This is a genomic window from Albidovulum sediminis (genome assembly GCF_025380365.1).
Classification (GTDB): Bacteria; Pseudomonadota; Alphaproteobacteria; order Rhodobacterales; family Rhodobacteraceae; genus Albidovulum; species Albidovulum sediminis.
Genome location: NZ_JAOCQF010000001.1, coordinates 358,653 through 377,284, shown reverse-complemented (window position 1 = coordinate 377,284; position 18,632 = coordinate 358,653). Strand labels below are relative to the sequence as shown.

Below are 18,632 nucleotides of genomic sequence, written 5' to 3'. Positions count from 1 at the left end.
AAGGCAAAGTGCGCATCTGTGTCGTGGGGCTTGGCCATGTCGGGCTTTCGAACGCCGTTCTCCTGGCGCGGCACAACGACGTCGTGGCGGTCGATTCCGACCCAGACCGGGTGGCAAGTATCGTCCGGCGCGAAAGCCCCCTTGGCGATCGAGAGCTGGCAAGCTTTCTGGCAAGCGAAAACCTGCGACTTTCCGCAACGACCGACCTCGCAAAGGCCGTGCCCGGCGCACGATACGTCCTGATCGCCACGCCCACCGATTATGACCCGGCAACCGATTGCTTCGACACCTCTTCGGTTGAGCAGGTGATCGCCGAGGCGGCCGCGCTGAACCCGGAGGCGGTGATCGTCATCCGTTCGACGATACCCGTGGGATTCGTCGAGAACGTTCGAGCGCAACTGAACACCCGGCAGGTCCTGTTCAGCCCTGAGTTCCTCCGTGAAAGCCACGCACTTCACGATACGCTGAACCCGTCGCGGATCGTCGTCGGCGAAATCTCGGACAGGGCACGGGCCTTCGCCGAACTGTTGCGTCAGGGGGCCCACTCCTCGGATATTCCGGTTCTTCTGACAGACCCGCGGGAAGCCGAGGCGATCAAGCTTTTCTCCAACGCCTTCCTTGCGATGCGCGTTGCGTTCTTCAACGAACTGGATAGTTTTGCGTTGGCGCGCGGCATCAACGCGCGCCCTGTCATCGAGGGTCTGGGGCACGACCCGCGGATCGGCAATCACTACAACAATCCATCCTTCGGTTACGGCGGTTACTGCCTGCCCAAGGACACCCGGCAGCTCCTTGCGAGCTATTCAGGAGTTCCGCAGAACATCATTCGCGCCATCGTGGACGCAAACCGGACGCGGACCGATTTCCTGGCGGACCGGATATTCGCCCTGATGCCGCGAACTGTTGGCATACACCGGCTCGAGATGAAGGCGGGCAGCGACAGTTTCCGCCATTCGCCGATCCTCGACGTCATGGCCCGTCTTCGGGACCGCGGGATCGAATTGCTTGTCCACGAGCCGCTGTTGAGTGGGGACCGGATCAAGGGCGCGCGCCTGATCGGGAATCTCGCGGTCTTCAAGCAAAGCTCGGATGTCATCATCGCCAACCGGGTATCGGATGATCTTGCCGATGTCGCGGGAAAGGTCTTTTCCCGGGATCTGTTCGGGTTGGACTGAACATCGGGCTTTGCGGGTGACAGCCAGCACCTCTTGGGTCACTATTGCGCCACGCGCCCATGGCGAAGGTCGCCGCGTCTTTCAGGTTGAACGAACGCATGTTCCAACGGCTCTACAGCTACGCCGAAGTGCGCAACCTGCACCTCGAACCAAGCGCGAAATGCCAGGCTGCCTGCCCGATGTGCGGGCGCAACGTCGCTGGCGGGCGCCCGCGTGCCAACCTGCCGTTGAACGAAGTCACGCTTGCGGAGTTCGTCGCGTGGTTCAGCCCCGCCTTCCTGAGGCAGCTATCCACCCTGACCTTCTGCGGAAACTTCGGCGACCCGATCATCGCGCAGGACTGCCTGCCGATGCTGGAACACGCGCGGCGCATGAACCGGCGTCTGCATCTGAACCTGATCACCAACGGCAGCGCGCGCCCAGCAAGCTTCTGGTCGGACCTTGGTGCGCTGGGGGCGCATGCCCATTTTGCGCTGGACGGCGCAACCGAAGAGACGCATCGCCGTTACCGGCGTCATACCCGGTTCGGCACGATCCTGCAGAATGCCGCCACCTTCATGGGCGCAGGCGGACGGGCGACCTGGGACATGCTGGTCTTTTCCCATAACGAGCACGAGGTGGAGACAGCGCGCACCATGGCGCGCCAGATGGGTTTCGAACGCTTCGTCCTGAAGTCCACGACCCGTTTCAACGGCCCGGACCACAGGGTTCTTGACGACGACGGGCGCGAGGTCGACCGCCTGCACCCGAGCGAGAGGTTTCCCGCACCCGCACTTGCCGCGCGGCCCGACCGTCAGGCTCTGGCGTCCTGCCCGATCCGGTGCAAGGTGATACCCGAGGGCTCGGTCTACGTCGCCGCGACCGGGCATGTCTTTCCCTGCTGTTGGCTTGGCGCGATCCTGCACGAAAAGCCGGGGCTGCCCGACAGCCGGAAATCAAGTGCCGTTCACCAGTCCTTTCATGAACTGGTCGGGAGAGTTGGCGAAGATCGCCTGAATCTGCGCGAAACGCCTCTGGCCGTCATCATCGAGCGATACCTGCCACACTTTACGCGTGCCTGGGGGCCCGGCCCCGAGCGGCTGATGAAATGCGCGCAGATCTGCGGACAGGTGGGTATCGACGCCTTCACCTCGACCTATCTGTCGACCGATCAGTTCCGCCCCTCCGGCAATCCTGCCGCCTAGCGCCGGATCATCGCCAGTTCCGCGATGTACCGCGCGGCCGCATCGGCGCCGTTCGATGGATCGAGCGCCGCACAGGCGCGCGCCAGACCGTCTCGCACCTCGGGATCCATCATCGCCGCGATCTTGGGCGCCAGATCATGAGGGTCGATGAGGCGCGCCGACATCGCCAGCCCGCTCATTTCGGCGTAGCGGGCGCGCAACCATTGTTCGTCCTGTTCCGGGTTCTCGTTCGGAACGAAGATCGTCGGCAGGCCGGCAAAGATGTTTTCGTGATAGGTGTTGTAGCCCGCCGTCGAAATCGCGAAGTCGAAGGCCGACAGATACCGGGCGATGGGAAACTGGCGAAGAGCGATGACGCCCGGCGGAACCTCGGTCGTGCCGTTGCGGATCAGCCATTCGGCGTTGACAAGGGCCACCCGCGGATAGCGGCTCAGTTCGGCTATCGCGGCATTGCGCACGGACGACAGGTCAAAGTTGTTTTCTGAACCAAGTTGCAGCAGAACCGCAGTCGTACCCTCCTCCAGGCCCAGTTCCTTGCGGGCAGTCTGGCGATCCAGGCCTTCATCCTGGCGGAGATAGCGGACGGGCGGCACGGCGATCGTCCGTGCCCGGCTGTCGCGGGTCAGCCCGCGGTCCATGAGGCCAGCCAGTTCGCCCGGCTCGATGACCGCATCGAAGGCAGGTTCCTGCGCCAGGTGATGCGCGCCCGAACCCGGTGCCCACATCGCCCGCCTTTCCCAGACCTTCCACAGGCCCTGCCGCCCGCTCAGTGCGGCCACCAGCCCGGGATAGGGCACGTTGCCGTCGAACACGAAGACCTGGGGGCGGTGGAAGCCAAGGATTTCGTCCATCTCGCGCACGAGAAAGCCTTGCCAGCGGTCGTAATCCATGTCGACCGACTTGTGATAAGGAAGATATTCCGCCTCGATGCCGTCGGCCGTGCAAACGCCGAAAGCCTTGGACAAGGTCACGACCACCGGACGAACGGCCGGGGGCAAACGCCGCGCGACGGCCACCGCGCGCGTCAGGTGTCCCATGCCGACACCGTTCGAGGTCAGGAACAGTGCCTTTGCCGCAGGCGCAGCCCGGGCTGGCACGGGCCGGGTCGGCGCAGGGGCCCCGATGATCTGGCGAACCCTCGCCACCGCCGTCTCCGGTCCATAGGACTCGCGTATGATTGCGAGCGCACGGGCAGATTGCCGGGTATAGGCCGCCGGGTCGCGGTGCAGCGCCAGCACCGTGTCAGCCACGCCCTTTGCCGGGCAATAGACGGCCGCATCGCCGAAAACGCCGCGGAAATGCTCCGGAAGGATCGCAACGGCCCCTGATGCGATCGCCTCCAGGATGGCGCGGCCGAACGCCTCGATCCAGTCGCCGCCATGGAAGTGCACATAATAGTCGATGCTGCCGAGGAAATGTCGCACAGGTTCGGCGTTGAACGGCAGGACTTCCCAGTTCTCTGGGCGCTTGACAACGACCGCATCCTGTTCAGGCCCGTAGCCCATCAGCCTGACGCGGATGTCCGGGCGCGCCGGGTAGGCGGCAAGGAAACTCGTCCTGTCGTCGGGCCATTTCAGCGGATCGGGCCGACCGTGCCGCCCGACCACCGGGACCGCTGGCAGGAAACCGGTGCGCGCCAGTCGAAAATCATTGGAATCCAGAACGTTGACCCAGTCTTCGGAAGTGACGTCGGGTCCATCCGGAAGTCCCCGGAAAGCCGCACGCACTTTGGGCCCCACCGGCGCCCAGCGCAGGGGGCCGAAAAGAAGGCGCAGGTTGCGATCGATCGCCCGCCAGTCGTAGTTCGCCGTTCCGCGCGCGTCGACGGGTGGGTGGTGGACGATCATCCGAAATTCATCGGCGATGACCCGGATGGGGTCGGCGGGAAGGTCCGTGTAAAGCTGCGGATGATGCAGGAGACATAGCCGGGCGCGCGGCACGACGCCGGGGGGCACCAGAGTGATGCGTTCGCGCCCCGACAGCGCCTGCAGCGCGGGGTTCACCGGGTGCGGGAAATTCAGGACACCGCCCCTGACCGGCAATATCCCGACTTCGTAGCCTGCTTCCGCCAAGGCACGGGCCTCTGACGCCATGGCCGTCGCGGTGCCGCCGGGAAACCGGATATCGCCCAGGATCAGAACGTCAGATTGCACGATGCTCCGGCAGCAGACTTGAACATGCAAACAGAGTGAACCAAGGTACGCGACATGTCCACGCCAGTCTGCCGGGAGGCGGCACATGATACTGCTCAGCCGTTTCCGCGAGGCGCTGCAGGCCGGCCGGGATGCGGTCGCCAACAGCAATACGCGCGGCATTCCCGATGATGCCCCGACCGTGCCGGATGTCCCTGCCGTCCTCGCGCTCGGTGCCGAGTGCGAGACGGCAGAGGTCCGGGCCGCGATGCGCAAGCTTGGCAAGATCGCGTTCCTGATAACGGCGTCGCGCGATCTTGCGCAGTATCAGACACCCGGTCTTACGACCGAATTCCTGCCGTTCGCCGATGCAGACGGGTCAACGCCGCCCGACTCTGCCCGGCTTCTGTACGCCGCCAGACGCCTCGCCATGATCTGCGAAAAGTGGCGCTTGGGCAGTCTTTATCCCGTCGGCCCTGCCACTGCGGGATGGCTTGGCGCGATGCGCGCGCTCAATACCCGCCTTCCCCCGGAAGGAAATCAGGTTCGCCTGCGTTAACAAGTTGTTTATCTCGCAAGAATCCGGCAACGTATCGGGGCAGCGAGGGGAATGAAAATGGCAACCGTTTCGCGTTGGATCATTTTTTGGCGTGCATTCCTGGTGACCCTTCTGTTTGGCGGCGCGGCCACGCCAACCGGCGCAAAGTCAAGCCAGACCGATGAGGCCGACTGGCAACTGGCACAACAGTCCTGCTCGGCAGAAGGATATCTTTGGTATCTGCGCCGCAATCCGGCCGGCCAACACCTCGCGGAGGCAGTAACGATGCTGACGGCGTTGGGTGTGCGCAACGGCGGCGCGGCCCCGGTCGACTGCGGCCCCGCGGCGCCGCCCCCGGCACTGCCTGCCCTGCCGTCGGCCGTGCCTGCGAGCGGCAGCCTCAGTCTCTACTGATTTCCGACGGAAAGGGCCGCTCATGTTGCTCAAGGTCATGACATCTTCACGCGCAGGACTCCTCGGCCTGGCCGTCCTGGCGACTGCCTGCACCGCACCAGACCCCACGAACCCGGCAAGCTTCCGGCAAGGCGCGGCCAGGCTGAATTACGAGGCACCGGTATCGCACGGCGAAACCGGCGGCTATTTCCGCGTCGCCGGGGCCAGCCGCAAAGAGGCCGTTGCGGGCGTCGTCCAAGGATTGAAGGACGCCGGCTATACGAAGCTCAGGGCAGATGTCCGCACGGGGAACGTATGGGGCGCGACGTCCTCGCCGGACCTCCTCGATTGCGGAACGTTCGTAGTGACGACAGGCAATCGTCGGACCCGGCTTGCCGGAACAACCGCCGATTCCGCATTGCCTGCCGCTACCGATGGCGCCGGCGAGCTGGACCGGCGCAAGTTTTCGTCGCAGTCGAAGTTCACCATTCACGTGGCGCGCCTTTCCGACGGCTCGGGATATGCGGCAAGCATCGCGGAACGCCACCGGGTCCACGTTGTCTGGACCGCAATTGCACGCAAGGAACCGCCACGAACAGTCCGGGCAGAGTTCACCGGGCGGAACGCGGGATCCCTCGGGGCGCAGGAAACGTGCCGGTCGTCCGGATCAATCCGGCGGATACTGGCCCAGCCATAGCCAGTCCCCGGCAGCGCGCAAGATCCGGGCGCTGTGTTCCCCCTCCTTCGTGCCATCCTCGGCCAGCGCAGCCGCCTGATCATAGACTGACGCTGGGGGCATCTGGAAACACAGATCCCGGACAATCCGGCATTCGCCGGGCGTCAGCACGTGAACCTCGTACGGCGTTTCCAGACGGACTCGGCGGGCGAAATCCCTGGCTGCCAGGCCCACCGCATCGGCGTCTTCCACCCATTCCCAATTTTCCGGGGGAAGACCCAGAAGCGCGGCGCATGCCCCGGCGATCCATGCGTATCCGTGCTGTGCGTCCGCCCCAAGCGAGGCGCCGATTTCCAGGTCGCGCTTTTCCTGCGTCCCAGCCCCGGTCTGCAGCCGGGCTGTGATCGATGCATGCGCATGCCGAAAGGCCGACGCACCGGAAGCATTGACATACCATTGCGCCATCGCCTGCGGGACGAGAGTGACGTTCGGCGCGGCACCTGCCCTGGAAACCGTGTTCAAGAGCACGTCGCGCGGCCAAAGCTCTGGCCCCCGCTCGGTGCTGAATTCACCCGTCACGGAGTTCCGCGACAGGAATCGCATCGGTCTGCGACGTGCGGCATGAAGATGATCCGGGCGCGCGCCGGGCAAGGTCGAGTAAGGCAAGAGGTCGGAACGCATCACGAAGACCCAATCAGCCTCGCATTCCTCCAGCGCCTGAACCAGCGCGCCCGTATCCGCCTCATCCATGAGGCGCGCATCCGGGAAATAGCTGGCCATCCTGAGCGCGACTGCCCGCGGTGCCGGAGACGGCGACAGCCAGAAACAGGGATAGGGCGCCCCCGCTGTCATCCTTGCTGCCCCCCGGCCGGCTCGGGGTCGAAACCCCGACTGCGCGCCAGATCCTTCAGCATGGCAATTCGCGATGGGTCGGTGTCGGGCTCCATCTCCGAAAGGTAGTTCGCGAGGTGCCAGGGCGCAAAGCGGTCTTCAAGCTCAACCGCCCGCTCATAGTGATATAGAGCCTTGGTTCTGTCCGGAGCGGGGCTTCGCCCAAGATGGTGCATGCGCGCCAGATTATTGTGCGAAGACGCCAGGTTGTAGGCGACACCGATCTCGAAATTTTCTTCGGCCCGCACCGGGTCGCGCGGCAGGTCCCTGCCCTTGTCGAAAAGCACACCCAAGATATCCATCATGCTGGGCGACCGGTTTTCGTGCAGGTGCCCGACAATGAAGCGGCTTGCGGCTGCCTCCACCTCCGGCACGTCGAAGGCGAGTTCGTCCTGAAGCCTTTGCGCCAGACCTCGTGTTTCGTCTTCGATGCGTTCGACGTCCCAGCGGAAACCTGTCATCTCACAAACCGCCGAACGGCCAGCGAAACGGGGGGCCAGGATGTCCTCCCACAGCGCGTTGAACCACCGATAATCGTTGATCGATGTCACGTCCCAGTCGCCCAGCTGCGCCATGAGGACGCCAAGGCGCGCGCCGTAGAGCACCCAGATCCCGTTCGGCGCGTGCCGCCCGAGGCTGCTCCATGCCACCACCCGCTGACGGTGCCAGGATGGCAGCCTCTCCGAAAATCCCTTCCCGAAACGCACGACATCGCCGCCCAACGCCAGTCGGGCGCCCTCGCGAAAGCCACATCGGAACGCGTGAAACGGCGTCTGTGCAGGATGGGTCGTCGAGTGCATTCCGGGCAACAGGATCCTTTGCCCGGTGGCTATCTCGCCGCGCGCCTTGCCGATGTCATGATCGATCGACCGCTGCCCCGAGGGCGCGGCTTCGTGCGTGCGCATCCGCTCGACGAGCCGCGCCGGCCAACACTTCAGGGAACCGTTGCCGTAGCTGAGGCCGTTGACGCCATTGCGGCTCGACCATTCGATGCGGCAGGTATCGTTCAGGAATTCCTGCGGGATGTCGACCTCGGCAAAGTCGGGGTGGACCAGCGTGTCGCAATCGACCGTCACGAACCAGCGCGTTCCGGCCGCCTTCGCCGCCGCCTTGTGGCAGGCATCCAGCCCGCGCACACCATGCACGCGCAGCGCCTTCGGGAAATGTCGCTGCAGGTCCGCAAAGAAGGAATCCGCCCATGGTTCGTCAAGCGACAGAAAGACGATGGGCAGGTCACCGGTTTTCACGCCGACGCTCCCCGGCAGACCGATCGACCCGGGTCACTCGTTCACCAGGTTGAAATCCAGAAGCCCGTATTGTGCGATCCAGTTGGCCGCAATCCGTTCACCCTTTGCGATGTCCTCGGCGCTCATGTCCTTGACCAGCGCGTCGCGTTTCTCGGTCGCTTCCTTCAGGTTCTCATCGGATGCCATCGTATCGCGCAGCTTCGCCGCCTCGATCGCGATCGTGTAGTTCGCGTAGGCTTCCTGCACGTTCTTCTCGACCCCTTCGCCCGCCGCCAGCATGTCGCCGATCTGGGTATAGGCGCCCAGAAAGTTGCGCTGCGCGGACAGACGGAGGTAGGCCAGCGCCTGGTTGGCGTCCGCCGGCACGCCCCAGCCCTTTCGGAACGCGCGGCCGAGGTGATAGGCCGCATAGGGATTTCCCAGTTCCGAAGCCTGTGTCAGCCACTGGATGCCCAGGTTCGTATCCTCCGGCACGCCGTCGCCGCGCATGTAGGCCATGCCGAGATTGTTCATGGCGTCCGTCTTTCCGTTCGCGGCGGCCGCACGGTAGTATTTCATCGCCAGCGCCGGGTCTGGTGGCACGCCCTCCCCCTTGCGATAGATGTCGCCAAGTGCTGTCAGCGCGCCCGGATAGCCGGAATATGACGCGATCTCAAGCCAGCGGCGCGCTTCGGAAAATGATTGGGGCACACCCCAGCCTTGCTTGTAGTAGCCGGCAAGAACCAGCCTTAGCGGCGCATTGCCCATCATGGCGCCCGCGCGCGCGTATTCGGCGGCCTTGGTCAGGTCCTGCGGGACACCGAGACCAAAGCGGTAGAGTTCCACAAGCCCGGCAAATGCCGTCGAGCTGCCCAGGGACACAGCCTTGTCGAAGAAGATCTTCGCTTCCTCAAAGCGCCCCTCAAGCCGCAGGACGCGGCCAAGAAGGGCGTTCAGGCGGGGGTTTTGCGGATCGTTCGAGACCGCGGCGATACAGGCCCGCAGCGCGGCCCGCGTGTTCACCAGATCGTGTGGAACCGGTTCGACCAGGCCGTAGACATCACCGATGCCCGTTGCAAGGACATCGCATCCGGTGATGATCGTTCCAAGGCCACCGGGCACATCCGGGTTCGGATCGGGAACACCCAGATCCATCGGCGGCAGGTCCGGCAGGCCGGACCCGCGCAGAAGCGACAACTGCCTGAGCGCCACGGGCGCCAGTTCGTTATCGGAAAAGAGCTGTGCAAACTGCTCGAAGTCGTTGACGTCGGAACTGCGCGATATGGTCTGCCAAGCGGTGGAGGCGAGCGTGATCGGGCCGGCAAGCGCGCTCTGTTCCTCCTCCGACAGCGCAATCGCGGCACGCGGCTGGATGAACATCTCGGACCTGGTATTGTCGATGAACCAGGGGGTCTGCGCGCCGTCCGTCGCAAAGCGAACCTTCGCGCGGACAAGGCGCAGAATGTCGCGGATGTCCTGTCCGGGTCCATCCAGGATCGAGGCCAGCGCCGCGGTGAACGGGCTGTTCTTTCCCGCCCCGTCAAGCGCGACGGCGCCGGGCGCGGTCGAATAGGCGATGATCGTGTCTTCCGGCGCATCGACCAGTGCCAGCCCGGTGCCGAACGCCTGATCATCGCCGAAAGGAGAATTCCGGCAGGAATCGAGAATGACCACGAGCTGCCCGATCCCGGTCGCCTTGAGGTCACGAAGCAGATCATTCAGCGCAACCGTCTGCGTTTGCAGGAAATCGGCCGCCGTCGGTTTCATGTCCGAGGGCAGAATGTAGTTCACGCCCGATTGCTGCAGCCCGTGACCGGCAAAGAAGAACAGCCCCAGATTTGCTCCGGACTCTTCGGCCGCGATCCTGGCAACGGTCTCCGCTATGTCGTTTTTCCTTGCGTTTTCAATAAGGTATACTTGAAACCCCATGTCGGTCAGCGATGCCGCCATGGTGCGTGCGTCGTTGACGGTATTGGCGAGCCCCGGAACGGCGGCATCCTCGTAGACCGCGTTTCCGACCACGAGCGCCCAACGTTCGGCTGCCCGGGCAGCCCCGGGTCCGACCACCGCGCAGGCCAGTACGAACAGGATCGAAATCCCCAATCTTGCTGACCGGATGATCACAACGCTCTCCCTGTTCGCGGCCACGCCTGGCAGTTCGTGGCAGACTGGCAGCATGCCGGCCGGCAGGAAACCAGAATCGGCAACTCAAGCCCGGTAATCGAAAGCAAGAATGTCCTCGCCGAACTCGTGCAGCAAGTAGTCCCTGTCGTCGGCGCGCAAATCGCGCCTGTCGAGCACCGTGAACGGTGCGGCATTGTGGTGGCCAAGTTCCAGCGGCACACCCAGTCTTCGGCTCAGATCGCTGACGTGAAGCGGCAGATCTTCAAGCCGGATGCAATCACGCACCCTGACGCGACCGTCCAGGCTGCGGACCATGTCGACCTGGGGCAGGAACGACCGGTCCGCGCGCGTCTCGGGCGCGCGAATGAAGCCGCTGAAACCATCGTGCTCAAGAAAAGCTGCGGTGATCGGCCATCCCAGGAACGGATCGCGCTCCACCGCCAAGGCGAAGTCTTCGCTGTGGGCACGACGATCCAGCACGAAGGCGGCGAGCCTTGCGTGATTGAAGCCCCGGCGCCGCGCGGCGAACCGGCAAAGCGAGGCGATGAAATTGTACATCGACACCGCCCGGTCGAGCGGGTGGCGAACCAGGGCGAAGCTGTAATAGCTTTCAAACAGCTCCGTGCCGCAAACGAAGGCTATTTCCTCGGCTGAGGCATGGTCGAACAATCCGTGCGCATTGCGGAATTCCTGGTTCGCGGCCTGGCCGAGCGGGGTGCTGCCGAGGATCAGATCGTTCCAGCGCAGGTGCGGCGCGATCGCCAACTCCATGCTGGTTCCACCGGTCTTGTGGATGTGAACGAAGATGAACCTTCCGCTGTTTGCGACAATCATTCGCTGCACGCGCTCCAAGACATCGGATGCGCGTCCGACGCAGGCGACCTGGGTCTCCCTGACCGGTGGCGCAATGCGCCGATACTATCGGTTGGCGCAAACCGTTCCTAGTGCGGTCGCATCACTCCCGGCGAGGATCAAATAGCCCCATCAGGGACGTGTCATTTGTGGACGGCTCCGGTTTTGCAAGGGTTTTGTATGCGGCGGTGATCGAAGCAGGTTGCGGTCATTTGTCCGGCCTTTGTGCGCGGTGCATGTGACCGGGCATTGTCAGAGCAACTTGGCTTGAGGTGCGGCAGGGGGCTGGGTAGCGTACGAGCATGACCAAACCCAGCCCGTTTAGATACTTCAAGACGAGCGAGGAGATCATCCGCCTGGCAGTGATGCTCTATGTGCGGTTTCCGCTCTCGCTTCGGAATGTCGAAGATTTGCTGCACGAACGTGGTGTCGATATCAGCCACGAAACGGTTCGCTACTGGTGGCACAGGTTCGGCCCGATGTTTGCCACCGAGATCCGGAAACGACGGATTGAAGGCATGCAGTTGAGCCGCTGGAAATGGCACCTGGACGAGATCTTCGTGAAGATCAACGGCGAACGGCACTACCTCTGGCGCGCGGTGGATCACGAAGGCGAGGTGCTGGAAAGCTTCGTCACAAAGACCCGAGACAAGAAAGCTGCATTGAAATTCCTGCGAAAATCGATGAAGCGGCATGGGCAGCCGAAAGCCATCGTGACCGATCGGCTTCGGTCCTATGGCGCCCTGAGGGAGATCGGCGCCGAGGATCGGCAGGTTACCGGCCGCTGGCTCAACAATCAGGTCGAGAATTCACACCTGCCGTTCCGACGACGCGAGCGGGCGATGCTCCGCTTTCGGCGGATGCGTAGTCTGCAGAAGTTTGCGGCCATACACGCTTCCGTCCACAATCACTTCAACCTGGAACCCAGCCTCTCCACCCGACACCATTTCAAGGCCAACCGAGCCGCGGCTCTAGCCCAGTGGCGCGGCCTCTGCGCGGAATAACGGACAGCCTCACTGTCCTAGCTGAGACTGGTTCGAATTTGTCTGGCAGCACCACAGCGAGGAACGACCACACGGCGCGATCGGGAACAAGGTGCCGATCGCGCTGACGAAATCGGGGGACGCCACCAGCCCGTCACCCTGAGCGAAGCGGCAAAACTCTGGCCAGCAGTGGTCCAAGATTGGGTTCGGATCACAACCCCAAGGACCCTCGTCATGATCGAGGGACGACCGGAGGGCAGGTCAGTTTGTCGATCATGGTTTCCGCTACAACCTGCCGGACGTGCCGGTGCAGGTGTCGGGGGTCGAGACGATGCTGGACTGGCTGCGCAACCGATAGGTTGGCGCAGCGGCCGTCCTTGTCAGGATGGTGCGGCCTGTTCAGCGGCGGCGACATTCGCCTTGACCGCGACGAAGCTGTCGGGCGTGACAGAGATCGAGTCGATCCCCGCCGCCACCAGCAGCCGCGCGAAGTCGGGGTCGTTGCTGGGAGCCTGGCCGCACAGGCCAACCTTGGCCCCCGCCTTGTGGGCACGGCGGATCACCTCTTCAATCATCCACATCACGGCGGCGTCGCGTTCGCGGAAAAGATCGGCCAGCTGGCTGGAATCGCGGTCAACGCCCAGCGTCAACTGGGTCAGGTCGTTCGACCCGATGGAAAAGCCGTCGAAGCGGCGGGCGAATTCCTCGGCCAGGATCACGTTCGAGGGGATTTCGCACATGACATAGACCTCAAGGCCCCCTTCGCCGCGCCGCAGCCCGTTTTCGGCCATTACCTCCAGCACCTTGTCGGCCTCTTCGGGGGACCGGCAGAAGGGGATCATCACGATCACGTTGTCGAACCCCATGTCGTCGCGCAGGCGCCGAATGGCCTGGCATTCCAGCGCGAACCCGTCGCGGTAGCCCTCGGCATAGTAGCGTGAGGCTCCACGCCACCCGATCATCGGGTTCTCCTCGTGCGGTTCGAACTGGCTTCCCCCCAGAAGCTCGGCGTATTCGTTGGTCTTGAAATCGCTCATTCGCACAATGACCGGGTTGGGGTACCAGGTGGCCGCAATGCGAGAGAGGCCCATCGCCAGCGATTGCACGAAGTAGTCGGTCCGCCGCGCGTAGCCGCGGGTCAGGCGGTCCACCTCGGCCCGGGTGACATCGTCCTTAAGGCTGTCGTAGCGAGTCAGCGCCAGAGGATGCACCCGGATCGCGTTGGCGATGACGAATTCCATCCGCGCCAGCCCCACGCCATCGGCCGGGAGGCGCCACCAGCGCGCCGCTGCCGCAGGATTGGCCAAGTTCAGCATCACTTTGGTGCGCGTCGGGGGCATCCGGTCAAGTGCCACATCCTGCACGTCGAAGTCCGCGATGCCTGCATAGACCATGCCCCGGTCGCCCTCGGCGCAAGAAACGGTGACCTGCTGATGGTCGTGAAGCAGCCGCGTGGCATTGCCCGTTCCCACGATCGCGGGCAGCCCAAGCTCACGGCTGACGATGGCGGCGTGGCTCGTCCGACCGCCGTGATCGGTAACGATCGCTGCGGCGCGCTTCATGATGGGCACCCAGTCGGGGTCGGTGGTCGAAGTCACAAGGATCGCGCCGTCTACGAAGCGGTCGATGTCGTGGGCCGATTCCAGCAGGCAGACCTCGCCCGTGGCGATGGCCTCTCCGACGCTCAGCCCTTCGATCAGCTTTGCGCCGGCCTCGCGGATGCGATAGCTGCGCAGTGCATGGACGTCGGCGCGGGCCTGCACCGTCTCGGGCCGGGCCTGAACGATGTAAATGCGCCCCGTCTCGCCGTCGCGGGCCCATTCAATGTCCATCGGCATGCTGTAATGGGCTTCGATGATGCGGGCCTGCCGCGCAAGATCCACGATTTCGGCGTCGGACAGCACAAAGGTTTCGCGCTCGGCCCGAGAGGTGGGCACGTTGCGCGTCGGGCCGGTGGCGCCGGACCCGTAGATCATCTTGCGTTCCTTGGCGCCCAGAGACCTGGCGACCACCGGCATGATGCCCGGTCGGTCGAGAAAGGGTTTGTAGACCTGGTATTCGTCGGGATCGACGGCGCCTTGCACCACGTTTTCGCCCAATCCCCATGCCGCATTGATCAACACGATCCTGTCAAAGCCCGACTCTGTGTCGATCGAGAACATCACCCCCGCGCCGCCGGTATCCGACCGCACCATCATCTGCACGCCGACCGACAGCGCCACCTTGTCGTGGTCAAACCCCTTGAGCGTGCGGTAGGTGATCGCCCGGTCGGTGAACAGCGACGCATAGCAGCGGCGGCAGGCATCCAGCAGCGCCGCTTCGCCCGTGATGTTCAGAAAGGTTTCCTGCTGTCCGGCAAAGCTGGCATCGGGCAGGTCTTCGGCGGTCGCGCTGGACCGGACAGCGACCGACGGATCGGCCTTGCCCGCTCGCTGGCCCAGCGTGCGATAGGCTGCGCGGATGTCGGCGGCGATGGCGGCCGGCCATTCCCCGGCCCGGATCGCGTCGCGGATGGTGGCACCCGCCTTTTGAAGCGACATTCGCCCTTCGACCTGTGCCGCAAGGGTCCGGCTGATCAGGTCGCCCAGCCCGTTTTCCGCCAGAAAAAGGCGGTAGGCATCGGCAGTCGTCGCGAATCCCGGCGGGATGCGGATGCCGCGGGGCTCCAGCGCCTGGATCATCTCGCCCAGAGAGGCATTCTTGCCCCCCACCCGCGCCACGTCGCCACGGTTCAGATGTTCAAGCCAGATCAGGTTCGGCGCATGCATCGTAGCGGGCCCTTCTTGCCAAGCCGGACTAAGACAAACTTGTGCCAAGGCCGCGTTCAGGGCGATGATCTGTATCAAAGCCGGGCTAGAACCCGCGCCTTAGGTTGATCGCACTACATTGGCCGCGCCCGCATCCGGCGCGCCCACAGACCGGAGGATAGGGCATGACATCGTTATCGCAGGTCTGCGAGGATCTGGCCGAAAAAGTCGAACAAAGACTGACGCTGACTGGCCCGCTGGCCCATGAGGTGGCCGATGCCGTCAACCGGTTCCTGCCCGAAGGCAGGGAAGGTGTGGCTGTCCGGGCCGACGACCTGGCGTCGACCGACTATGTGCTGCACCTGATCGACCGGGTGACGCCGGGTTGGACCATCCGGCTGCGGGGCAAGGCGATGGAACCCGACGGCCATTGGCAATGCAGCCTGCGCCCGACAGACACCAGCGACGATGCGGAATTCATCGGCCACGCCCATGGCCCCGACCTGTCGAACGCGCTGGTCGGAGCGCTCTTGCGGGTGTTGGCCTTCAGGGCGCTGGCCTGACACGGGGGGGCTGCGGCGGGGAGGACCTGGTCGGGTGCACGCCCGTTCAAAGGCCGTCCAGGCGCGTTCGAAGTCGGCCAAGGGAGCGGATGGGTCTGATATCCAAACTTCTCTACCATTTAAGTAATTGTTTTTAATTACTTTAAATGAGTTTTTACTTTGGGACCTCACCCTGTCTCAGGTCCGGACGTCATGCAACCTTTCGGGTTGGTTTCAGTTGGGCAGCAAAGGCGTTCGGCGTCAAGTTTCCGAGCGCCGAATGCGGCCTGCATTCGTTGTAATCGGCCCTCCATTCGTTGATCCTCTGACGCGCGTCGACCATCGACAGGAACCATGAGGCGTTGAGGCATTCCTGCCTGACCCGGCTGTTGAATGCTTCGATGTAGACATTGTCGTTCGGTTTTCCCGGTGACCTGCCACTGGTCTTTTGTCCAGCCGCGACCGCAGCCGGAAGCTGATTTGATCCGCCCCCCCCAACCTTGGACCACTGCTGGCCAGAGTTTTGCCGCTTCTGCTCTGAGCCCCAACCTTGGATCGCCGGAAGCTGGAATTTCCCGGCTCTTTCACGATGACGGGCTGGCTGCGCCATCGGGATAATGCAGGGCGATCGGGACGTTGTATCCGATCGCGCTGTGGGGCCTGACCTCACTGTTCCTGCCACTGGGGCGCGCGTTTTTCGATGAAGGCGCCGATGCCTTCCTCGGCGTCGCGGGCCAGCATGTTCTCGACCATGACGCTGGAGGCGTAGTCGTAGGCCTCCGACAGCGGCATTTCGCGCTGTGCGTAGAAGGCGCGTTTGCCGGTGGCGAGCGTCATGCTGGACTTGGACGCGATCTTGCGCGCCACCTCGTGGGTCGCCTCCCGCAACGCGTCGGTGGTGACCACCCGGTTGACCAGCCCGATCTCGGCCGCACGGGCCGCCGGTATCATTTCCCCGGTCAGAAGCATCTCCATCGCGTGCTTGTTGCCGACGTTGCGCGACAGCGCCACCATCGGCGTGGAGCAGAAGAGGCCGATATGCACCCCCGGCGTGCTGAACTGCGCGGTCTCGGCGGCGACGGCCAGATCGCAGCTTGCGACCAGCTGACACCCCGCGGCCGTCGCAATGCCCGTCACCTCGGCAATGACGGGTTTCGGGCAATTCACGACCGCCTGCATGACACCCGAGCACATTGCCATCACCTTGGTGAAATAGGCCCTTCCGCGGTCTGGTGCCGACCGGCCAGCGGTCATTTCCTTCAGGTCGTGACCCGCGCAGAATGCCGGCCCGTTGGCGGCCAGGATGATGACCCGAACCGCTGGGTTGTCCCCGGCCTCGGCAAAGACCGCTCGCAGTTCCCCCAGCATCGCTTCGGACAGCGCATTGCGTCGCTTTACGTCATTCAGGGTCAGGCGCAGGACGCCGTCGCCATCCAAGTCGCGCAGCAGGAAGTTATCTTGCACAGGGCTTCTCCCGGCCGGGGCCTATAAGACATTGATCTCGACGCTGTCGGCGAGCGTGTTTGCGATGAAGCAGTAGCGATGCGCGCGGTCCTGCATGTCCGCCAGGATCTTGTCGTCGACCGAGAAGCCTGTGTCGAAGCGCACCACCGGGTGCAGGTCGATGCGCGTGACCGACATCTGACCCTTCGGGTTTTTGCCAAGATGAGCGACCGCATGGTCGTGGTAGCTGGCTACCGGCCAATTCGCTTTCGCCGCCAGCGCCAGGAAGGTCATCATGTGGCAACTGGACAGCGCCGATGCGAGGGCCTGTTCTGGGTTGGTATTTTCCGCTTTGCCGCCCCAGTCCGGGGCAGCATCCGCGCGCACTTCATAGCTATTATTGTAGCGCACGACATGCTCGGCAGAGTATTTTCCGGGTACAAAACCGGACTCGGTGCGGTGCCAGTGCAGTTCGATCGAAAGGTCGGACATGGCTACGGTTTCCTGTCTGTCTGTTGGCGATCAGGCAGCGGCAAGTTTCTTCTGCGGATCGTAGAACGGGCGCTCGACGATCGTCGCGCGGGCCGGCCCGGATGCGGTGACGACCTCGACCTCGGCGCCAATCTTGGCGGCATCTGCCGAGACCATCGCCAGTGCGATGTTCTGCTCCAGTCGGGGCGAATAGACAGCCGACGTGACCTGGCCGATGGCGGCGCCGTTCTTGTTGATGGTCCAGAACGTCGTGTTCGGCCCTTTCAGCGGGGCGCCCTCGATCAACAGACCGACCTGCTTGCGGCGCACGCCCGCTTCCTTGATCCGGCGCAGCGCGGTCTTTCCGATGAAATCGGCCTCGATGTCGAGGTTCACGAGGCGGCCCAGCCCAAGCTCGTAGGGGTTGGTGTTGATGTCTGCATCGGCGTGATAGGACAGCATGCCGCCTTCAATCCGACGGATCGAGGAGGTGTGGCCGGGCTTCAGGCCAAAGGGCTTGCCCGCCGCCATGATCTTTTCCCAGAGCTCGTCGCCGCGCGACCCATCCTGCAGGTAAAGTTCGTAACCCAGTTCGCTCGACCAGCCGGTGCGCGACACAATCAGCGGGATGCCGTCCAGTTCAACCGCGCGCAGCCAGTAATATTTCAGATCCATGATGCTGTCGCCAAAGAGCGCCTTCATCACCTCGCCCGACTTCGGGCCCTGAAGCTGCAAGGGCGACACATCGGGTTCGCGGATCGTCACATCCAGCCCCGAATGCACGGCCAAGCCCTGCGCCCAGAGCAGGATGTCGCTGTCGGCGAGCGAGATCCAGAAGTGGTTTTCGGCCAGACGCAGCAGGATCGGGTCGTTCAGGATCCCGCCTTCGGCATTGGTGATGAGCACATATTTACACTGCCCGACCGCCATTTTCGACAGGTCGCGCGGCGTCAGCATCTGCACGAACTTCGCCGCATCCGGGCCGGTGATCTCGACCTGACGCTCGACCGCCACGTCGCAGAGGATGGCGTCGTTTATCAGGTTCCAGAAGTTCTGCTCCGGGTCGCCGAAGTCGCGCGGGATATACATGTGGTTGTAGACCGAGAAGCCCTTGGCGCCCCAGCGAACCGTGGCATCGAAATACGGGGACTTGCGGATCTGGGTGCCGAAACCGAAATCATCTGATTGTGCCATTCTGATTGCCCTTTCCTGCTGGTCTTTCACGGACCGCTACACCTTGTGGAACTGGGCGTGG

At 63.7% G+C, this 18,632-nt stretch carries 17 protein-coding genes; 7 read left to right on the top strand and 10 right to left on the bottom strand.

Going from position 1 to position 18,632, the window contains the following annotated elements; genetic code table 11:
* Positions 1–8 precede the first annotated feature (8 nt).
* Together N5I32_RS01800 and N5I32_RS01795 are read left to right on the top strand one after the other, a co-directional pair.
* On the top strand, positions 9–1,175 hold the full coding sequence (locus N5I32_RS01800) for a nucleotide sugar dehydrogenase (RefSeq protein ID WP_261493681.1): 1,167 nt from the start codon (positions 9–11) through the stop codon (positions 1,173–1,175).
* A 98-nt stretch (positions 1,176–1,273) separates the two neighbouring features.
* On the top strand, positions 1,274–2,359 hold the full coding sequence (locus N5I32_RS01795) for a radical SAM protein (RefSeq protein ID WP_261493680.1): 1,086 nt from the start codon (positions 1,274–1,276) through the stop codon (positions 2,357–2,359).
* Here N5I32_RS01795 and N5I32_RS21315 read toward each other — a convergent pair.
* The gene (locus N5I32_RS21315) at positions 2,356–4,512 is read right to left on the bottom strand and encodes a glycosyltransferase (RefSeq protein WP_261493679.1); all 2,157 of its coding nucleotides are present in this window, start codon (positions 4,510–4,512) and stop codon (positions 2,356–2,358) included. The genes N5I32_RS01795 and N5I32_RS21315 overlap by 4 nt on opposite strands.
* A gap of 85 nt (positions 4,513–4,597) precedes the next feature.
* Between N5I32_RS21315 and N5I32_RS01785 the strand changes: the two genes are divergently transcribed.
* The 3 genes from N5I32_RS01785 to N5I32_RS01775 are packed head-to-tail and all read left to right on the top strand — an operon-like array spanning position 4,598 to position 6,119.
* Positions 4,598–5,050: a hypothetical protein gene (locus N5I32_RS01785; protein ID WP_261493678.1), complete on the top strand. Its 453-nt coding sequence runs from the start codon at positions 4,598–4,600 to the stop codon at positions 5,048–5,050.
* 57 nt (positions 5,051–5,107) lie between these two features.
* Entirely contained in the window at positions 5,108–5,443 is a 336-nt protein-coding gene (locus N5I32_RS01780) for a hypothetical protein (protein ID WP_261493677.1), read from the top strand.
* Between the two features lie 22 nt (positions 5,444–5,465).
* Positions 5,466–6,119, top strand: coding sequence for a hypothetical protein (locus N5I32_RS01775; protein ID WP_261493676.1), 654 nt, complete (start codon positions 5,466–5,468; stop codon positions 6,117–6,119).
* Here N5I32_RS01775 and N5I32_RS01770 read toward each other — a convergent pair.
* From N5I32_RS01770 to N5I32_RS01755, 4 genes are all read right to left on the bottom strand, one after another.
* Entirely contained in the window at positions 6,090–6,878 is a 789-nt protein-coding gene (locus N5I32_RS01770; RefSeq protein WP_261493675.1) for a hypothetical protein, read from the bottom strand. The two genes, N5I32_RS01775 and N5I32_RS01770, sit on opposite strands and share 30 nt — an antisense overlap.
* Before the next feature lie 68 nt (positions 6,879–6,946).
* On the bottom strand, positions 6,947–8,236 hold the full coding sequence (locus tag N5I32_RS21310) for a tetratricopeptide repeat protein (RefSeq protein WP_261493674.1): 1,290 nt from the start codon (positions 8,234–8,236) through the stop codon (positions 6,947–6,949).
* Positions 8,237–8,269: 33 nt separating this feature from the next.
* Positions 8,270–10,339 (bottom strand): caspase family protein, encoded by a 2,070-nt coding sequence (locus tag N5I32_RS01760; RefSeq protein ID WP_261493673.1) that lies wholly within the window; start codon positions 10,337–10,339, stop codon positions 8,270–8,272.
* 84 nt (positions 10,340–10,423) lie between these two features.
* Positions 10,424–11,173 (bottom strand): sulfotransferase family 2 domain-containing protein, encoded by a 750-nt coding sequence (locus tag N5I32_RS01755; RefSeq protein ID WP_261493672.1) that lies wholly within the window; start codon positions 11,171–11,173, stop codon positions 10,424–10,426.
* 320 nt (positions 11,174–11,493) lie between these two features.
* Between N5I32_RS01755 and N5I32_RS01750 the strand changes: the two genes are divergently transcribed.
* Positions 11,494–12,195, top strand: coding sequence for an IS6 family transposase (locus N5I32_RS01750; protein ID WP_261493671.1), 702 nt, complete (start codon positions 11,494–11,496; stop codon positions 12,193–12,195).
* A 359-nt stretch (positions 12,196–12,554) separates the two neighbouring features.
* On the opposite strand, the gene ppsA is transcribed toward N5I32_RS01750, so the two are convergent.
* Positions 12,555–14,942 (bottom strand): phosphoenolpyruvate synthase, encoded by a 2,388-nt coding sequence (ppsA, locus tag N5I32_RS01745; protein WP_261493670.1) that lies wholly within the window; start codon positions 14,940–14,942, stop codon positions 12,555–12,557.
* A 164-nt stretch (positions 14,943–15,106) separates the two neighbouring features.
* Between ppsA and N5I32_RS01740 the strand changes: the two genes are divergently transcribed.
* Positions 15,107–15,484: a hypothetical protein gene (locus N5I32_RS01740; protein ID WP_261493669.1), complete on the top strand. Its 378-nt coding sequence runs from the start codon at positions 15,107–15,109 to the stop codon at positions 15,482–15,484.
* A 190-nt stretch (positions 15,485–15,674) separates the two neighbouring features.
* Here N5I32_RS01740 and N5I32_RS21415 read toward each other — a convergent pair whose 3' ends face one another.
* The 4 genes from N5I32_RS21415 to N5I32_RS01720 are packed head-to-tail and all read right to left on the bottom strand — an operon-like array spanning position 15,675 to position 18,571.
* Positions 15,675–16,073, bottom strand: coding sequence for an integrase core domain-containing protein (locus N5I32_RS21415; protein ID WP_439648168.1), 399 nt, complete (start codon positions 16,071–16,073; stop codon positions 15,675–15,677).
* Between the two features lie 56 nt (positions 16,074–16,129).
* Positions 16,130–16,927: an enoyl-CoA hydratase gene (locus N5I32_RS01730; protein ID WP_261493668.1), complete on the bottom strand. Its 798-nt coding sequence runs from the start codon at positions 16,925–16,927 to the stop codon at positions 16,130–16,132.
* 21 nt (positions 16,928–16,948) lie between these two features.
* Positions 16,949–17,398 carry an OsmC family protein gene (locus N5I32_RS01725; RefSeq protein WP_261493667.1) on the bottom strand — a complete coding sequence of 150 codons (450 nt, stop codon included), beginning with the start codon at positions 17,396–17,398 and terminating at the stop codon, positions 16,949–16,951.
* A gap of 30 nt (positions 17,399–17,428) precedes the next feature.
* A complete protein-coding gene (locus N5I32_RS01720; RefSeq protein WP_261493666.1) occupies positions 17,429–18,571 on the bottom strand; it encodes a glycine cleavage T C-terminal barrel domain-containing protein in 1,143 nt (380 codons plus the stop codon).
* Positions 18,572–18,632 lie beyond the last annotated feature (61 nt).

What these genes read in the sequence shown, in the direction of transcription:
- N5I32_RS01795 (WP_261493680.1), top strand. Translation starts at nt 1,274, where the DNA reads ATGTTCCAACGGCTCTACAGCTACGCCGAAGTGCGCAACCTGCACCTC.
- N5I32_RS01785 (WP_261493678.1), top strand. Translation starts at nt 4,598, where the DNA reads ATGATACTGCTCAGCCGTTTCCGCGAGGCGCTGCAGGCCGGCCGGGAT.
- N5I32_RS01780 (WP_261493677.1), top strand. Translation starts at nt 5,108, where the DNA reads ATGGCAACCGTTTCGCGTTGGATCATTTTTTGGCGTGCATTCCTGGTG.
- N5I32_RS01775 (WP_261493676.1), top strand. Translation starts at nt 5,466, where the DNA reads ATGTTGCTCAAGGTCATGACATCTTCACGCGCAGGACTCCTCGGCCTG.
- N5I32_RS01770 (WP_261493675.1), bottom strand. Translation starts at nt 6,878, where the DNA reads ATGGCCAGCTATTTCCCGGATGCGCGCCTCATGGATGAGGCGGATACG.
- N5I32_RS01755 (WP_261493672.1), bottom strand. Translation starts at nt 11,173, where the DNA reads ATGATTGTCGCAAACAGCGGAAGGTTCATCTTCGTTCACATCCACAAG.
- N5I32_RS01750 (WP_261493671.1), top strand. Translation starts at nt 11,494, where the DNA reads ATGACCAAACCCAGCCCGTTTAGATACTTCAAGACGAGCGAGGAGATC.
- ppsA (WP_261493670.1), bottom strand. Translation starts at nt 14,942, where the DNA reads ATGCATGCGCCGAACCTGATCTGGCTTGAACATCTGAACCGTGGCGAC.
- N5I32_RS01740 (WP_261493669.1), top strand. Translation starts at nt 15,107, where the DNA reads ATGACATCGTTATCGCAGGTCTGCGAGGATCTGGCCGAAAAAGTCGAA.
- N5I32_RS21415 (WP_439648168.1), bottom strand. Translation starts at nt 16,073, where the DNA reads ATGGCGCAGCCAGCCCGTCATCGTGAAAGAGCCGGGAAATTCCAGCTT.
- N5I32_RS01725 (WP_261493667.1), bottom strand. Translation starts at nt 17,398, where the DNA reads ATGTCCGACCTTTCGATCGAACTGCACTGGCACCGCACCGAGTCCGGT.
- N5I32_RS01720 (WP_261493666.1), bottom strand. Translation starts at nt 18,571, where the DNA reads ATGGCACAATCAGATGATTTCGGTTTCGGCACCCAGATCCGCAAGTCC.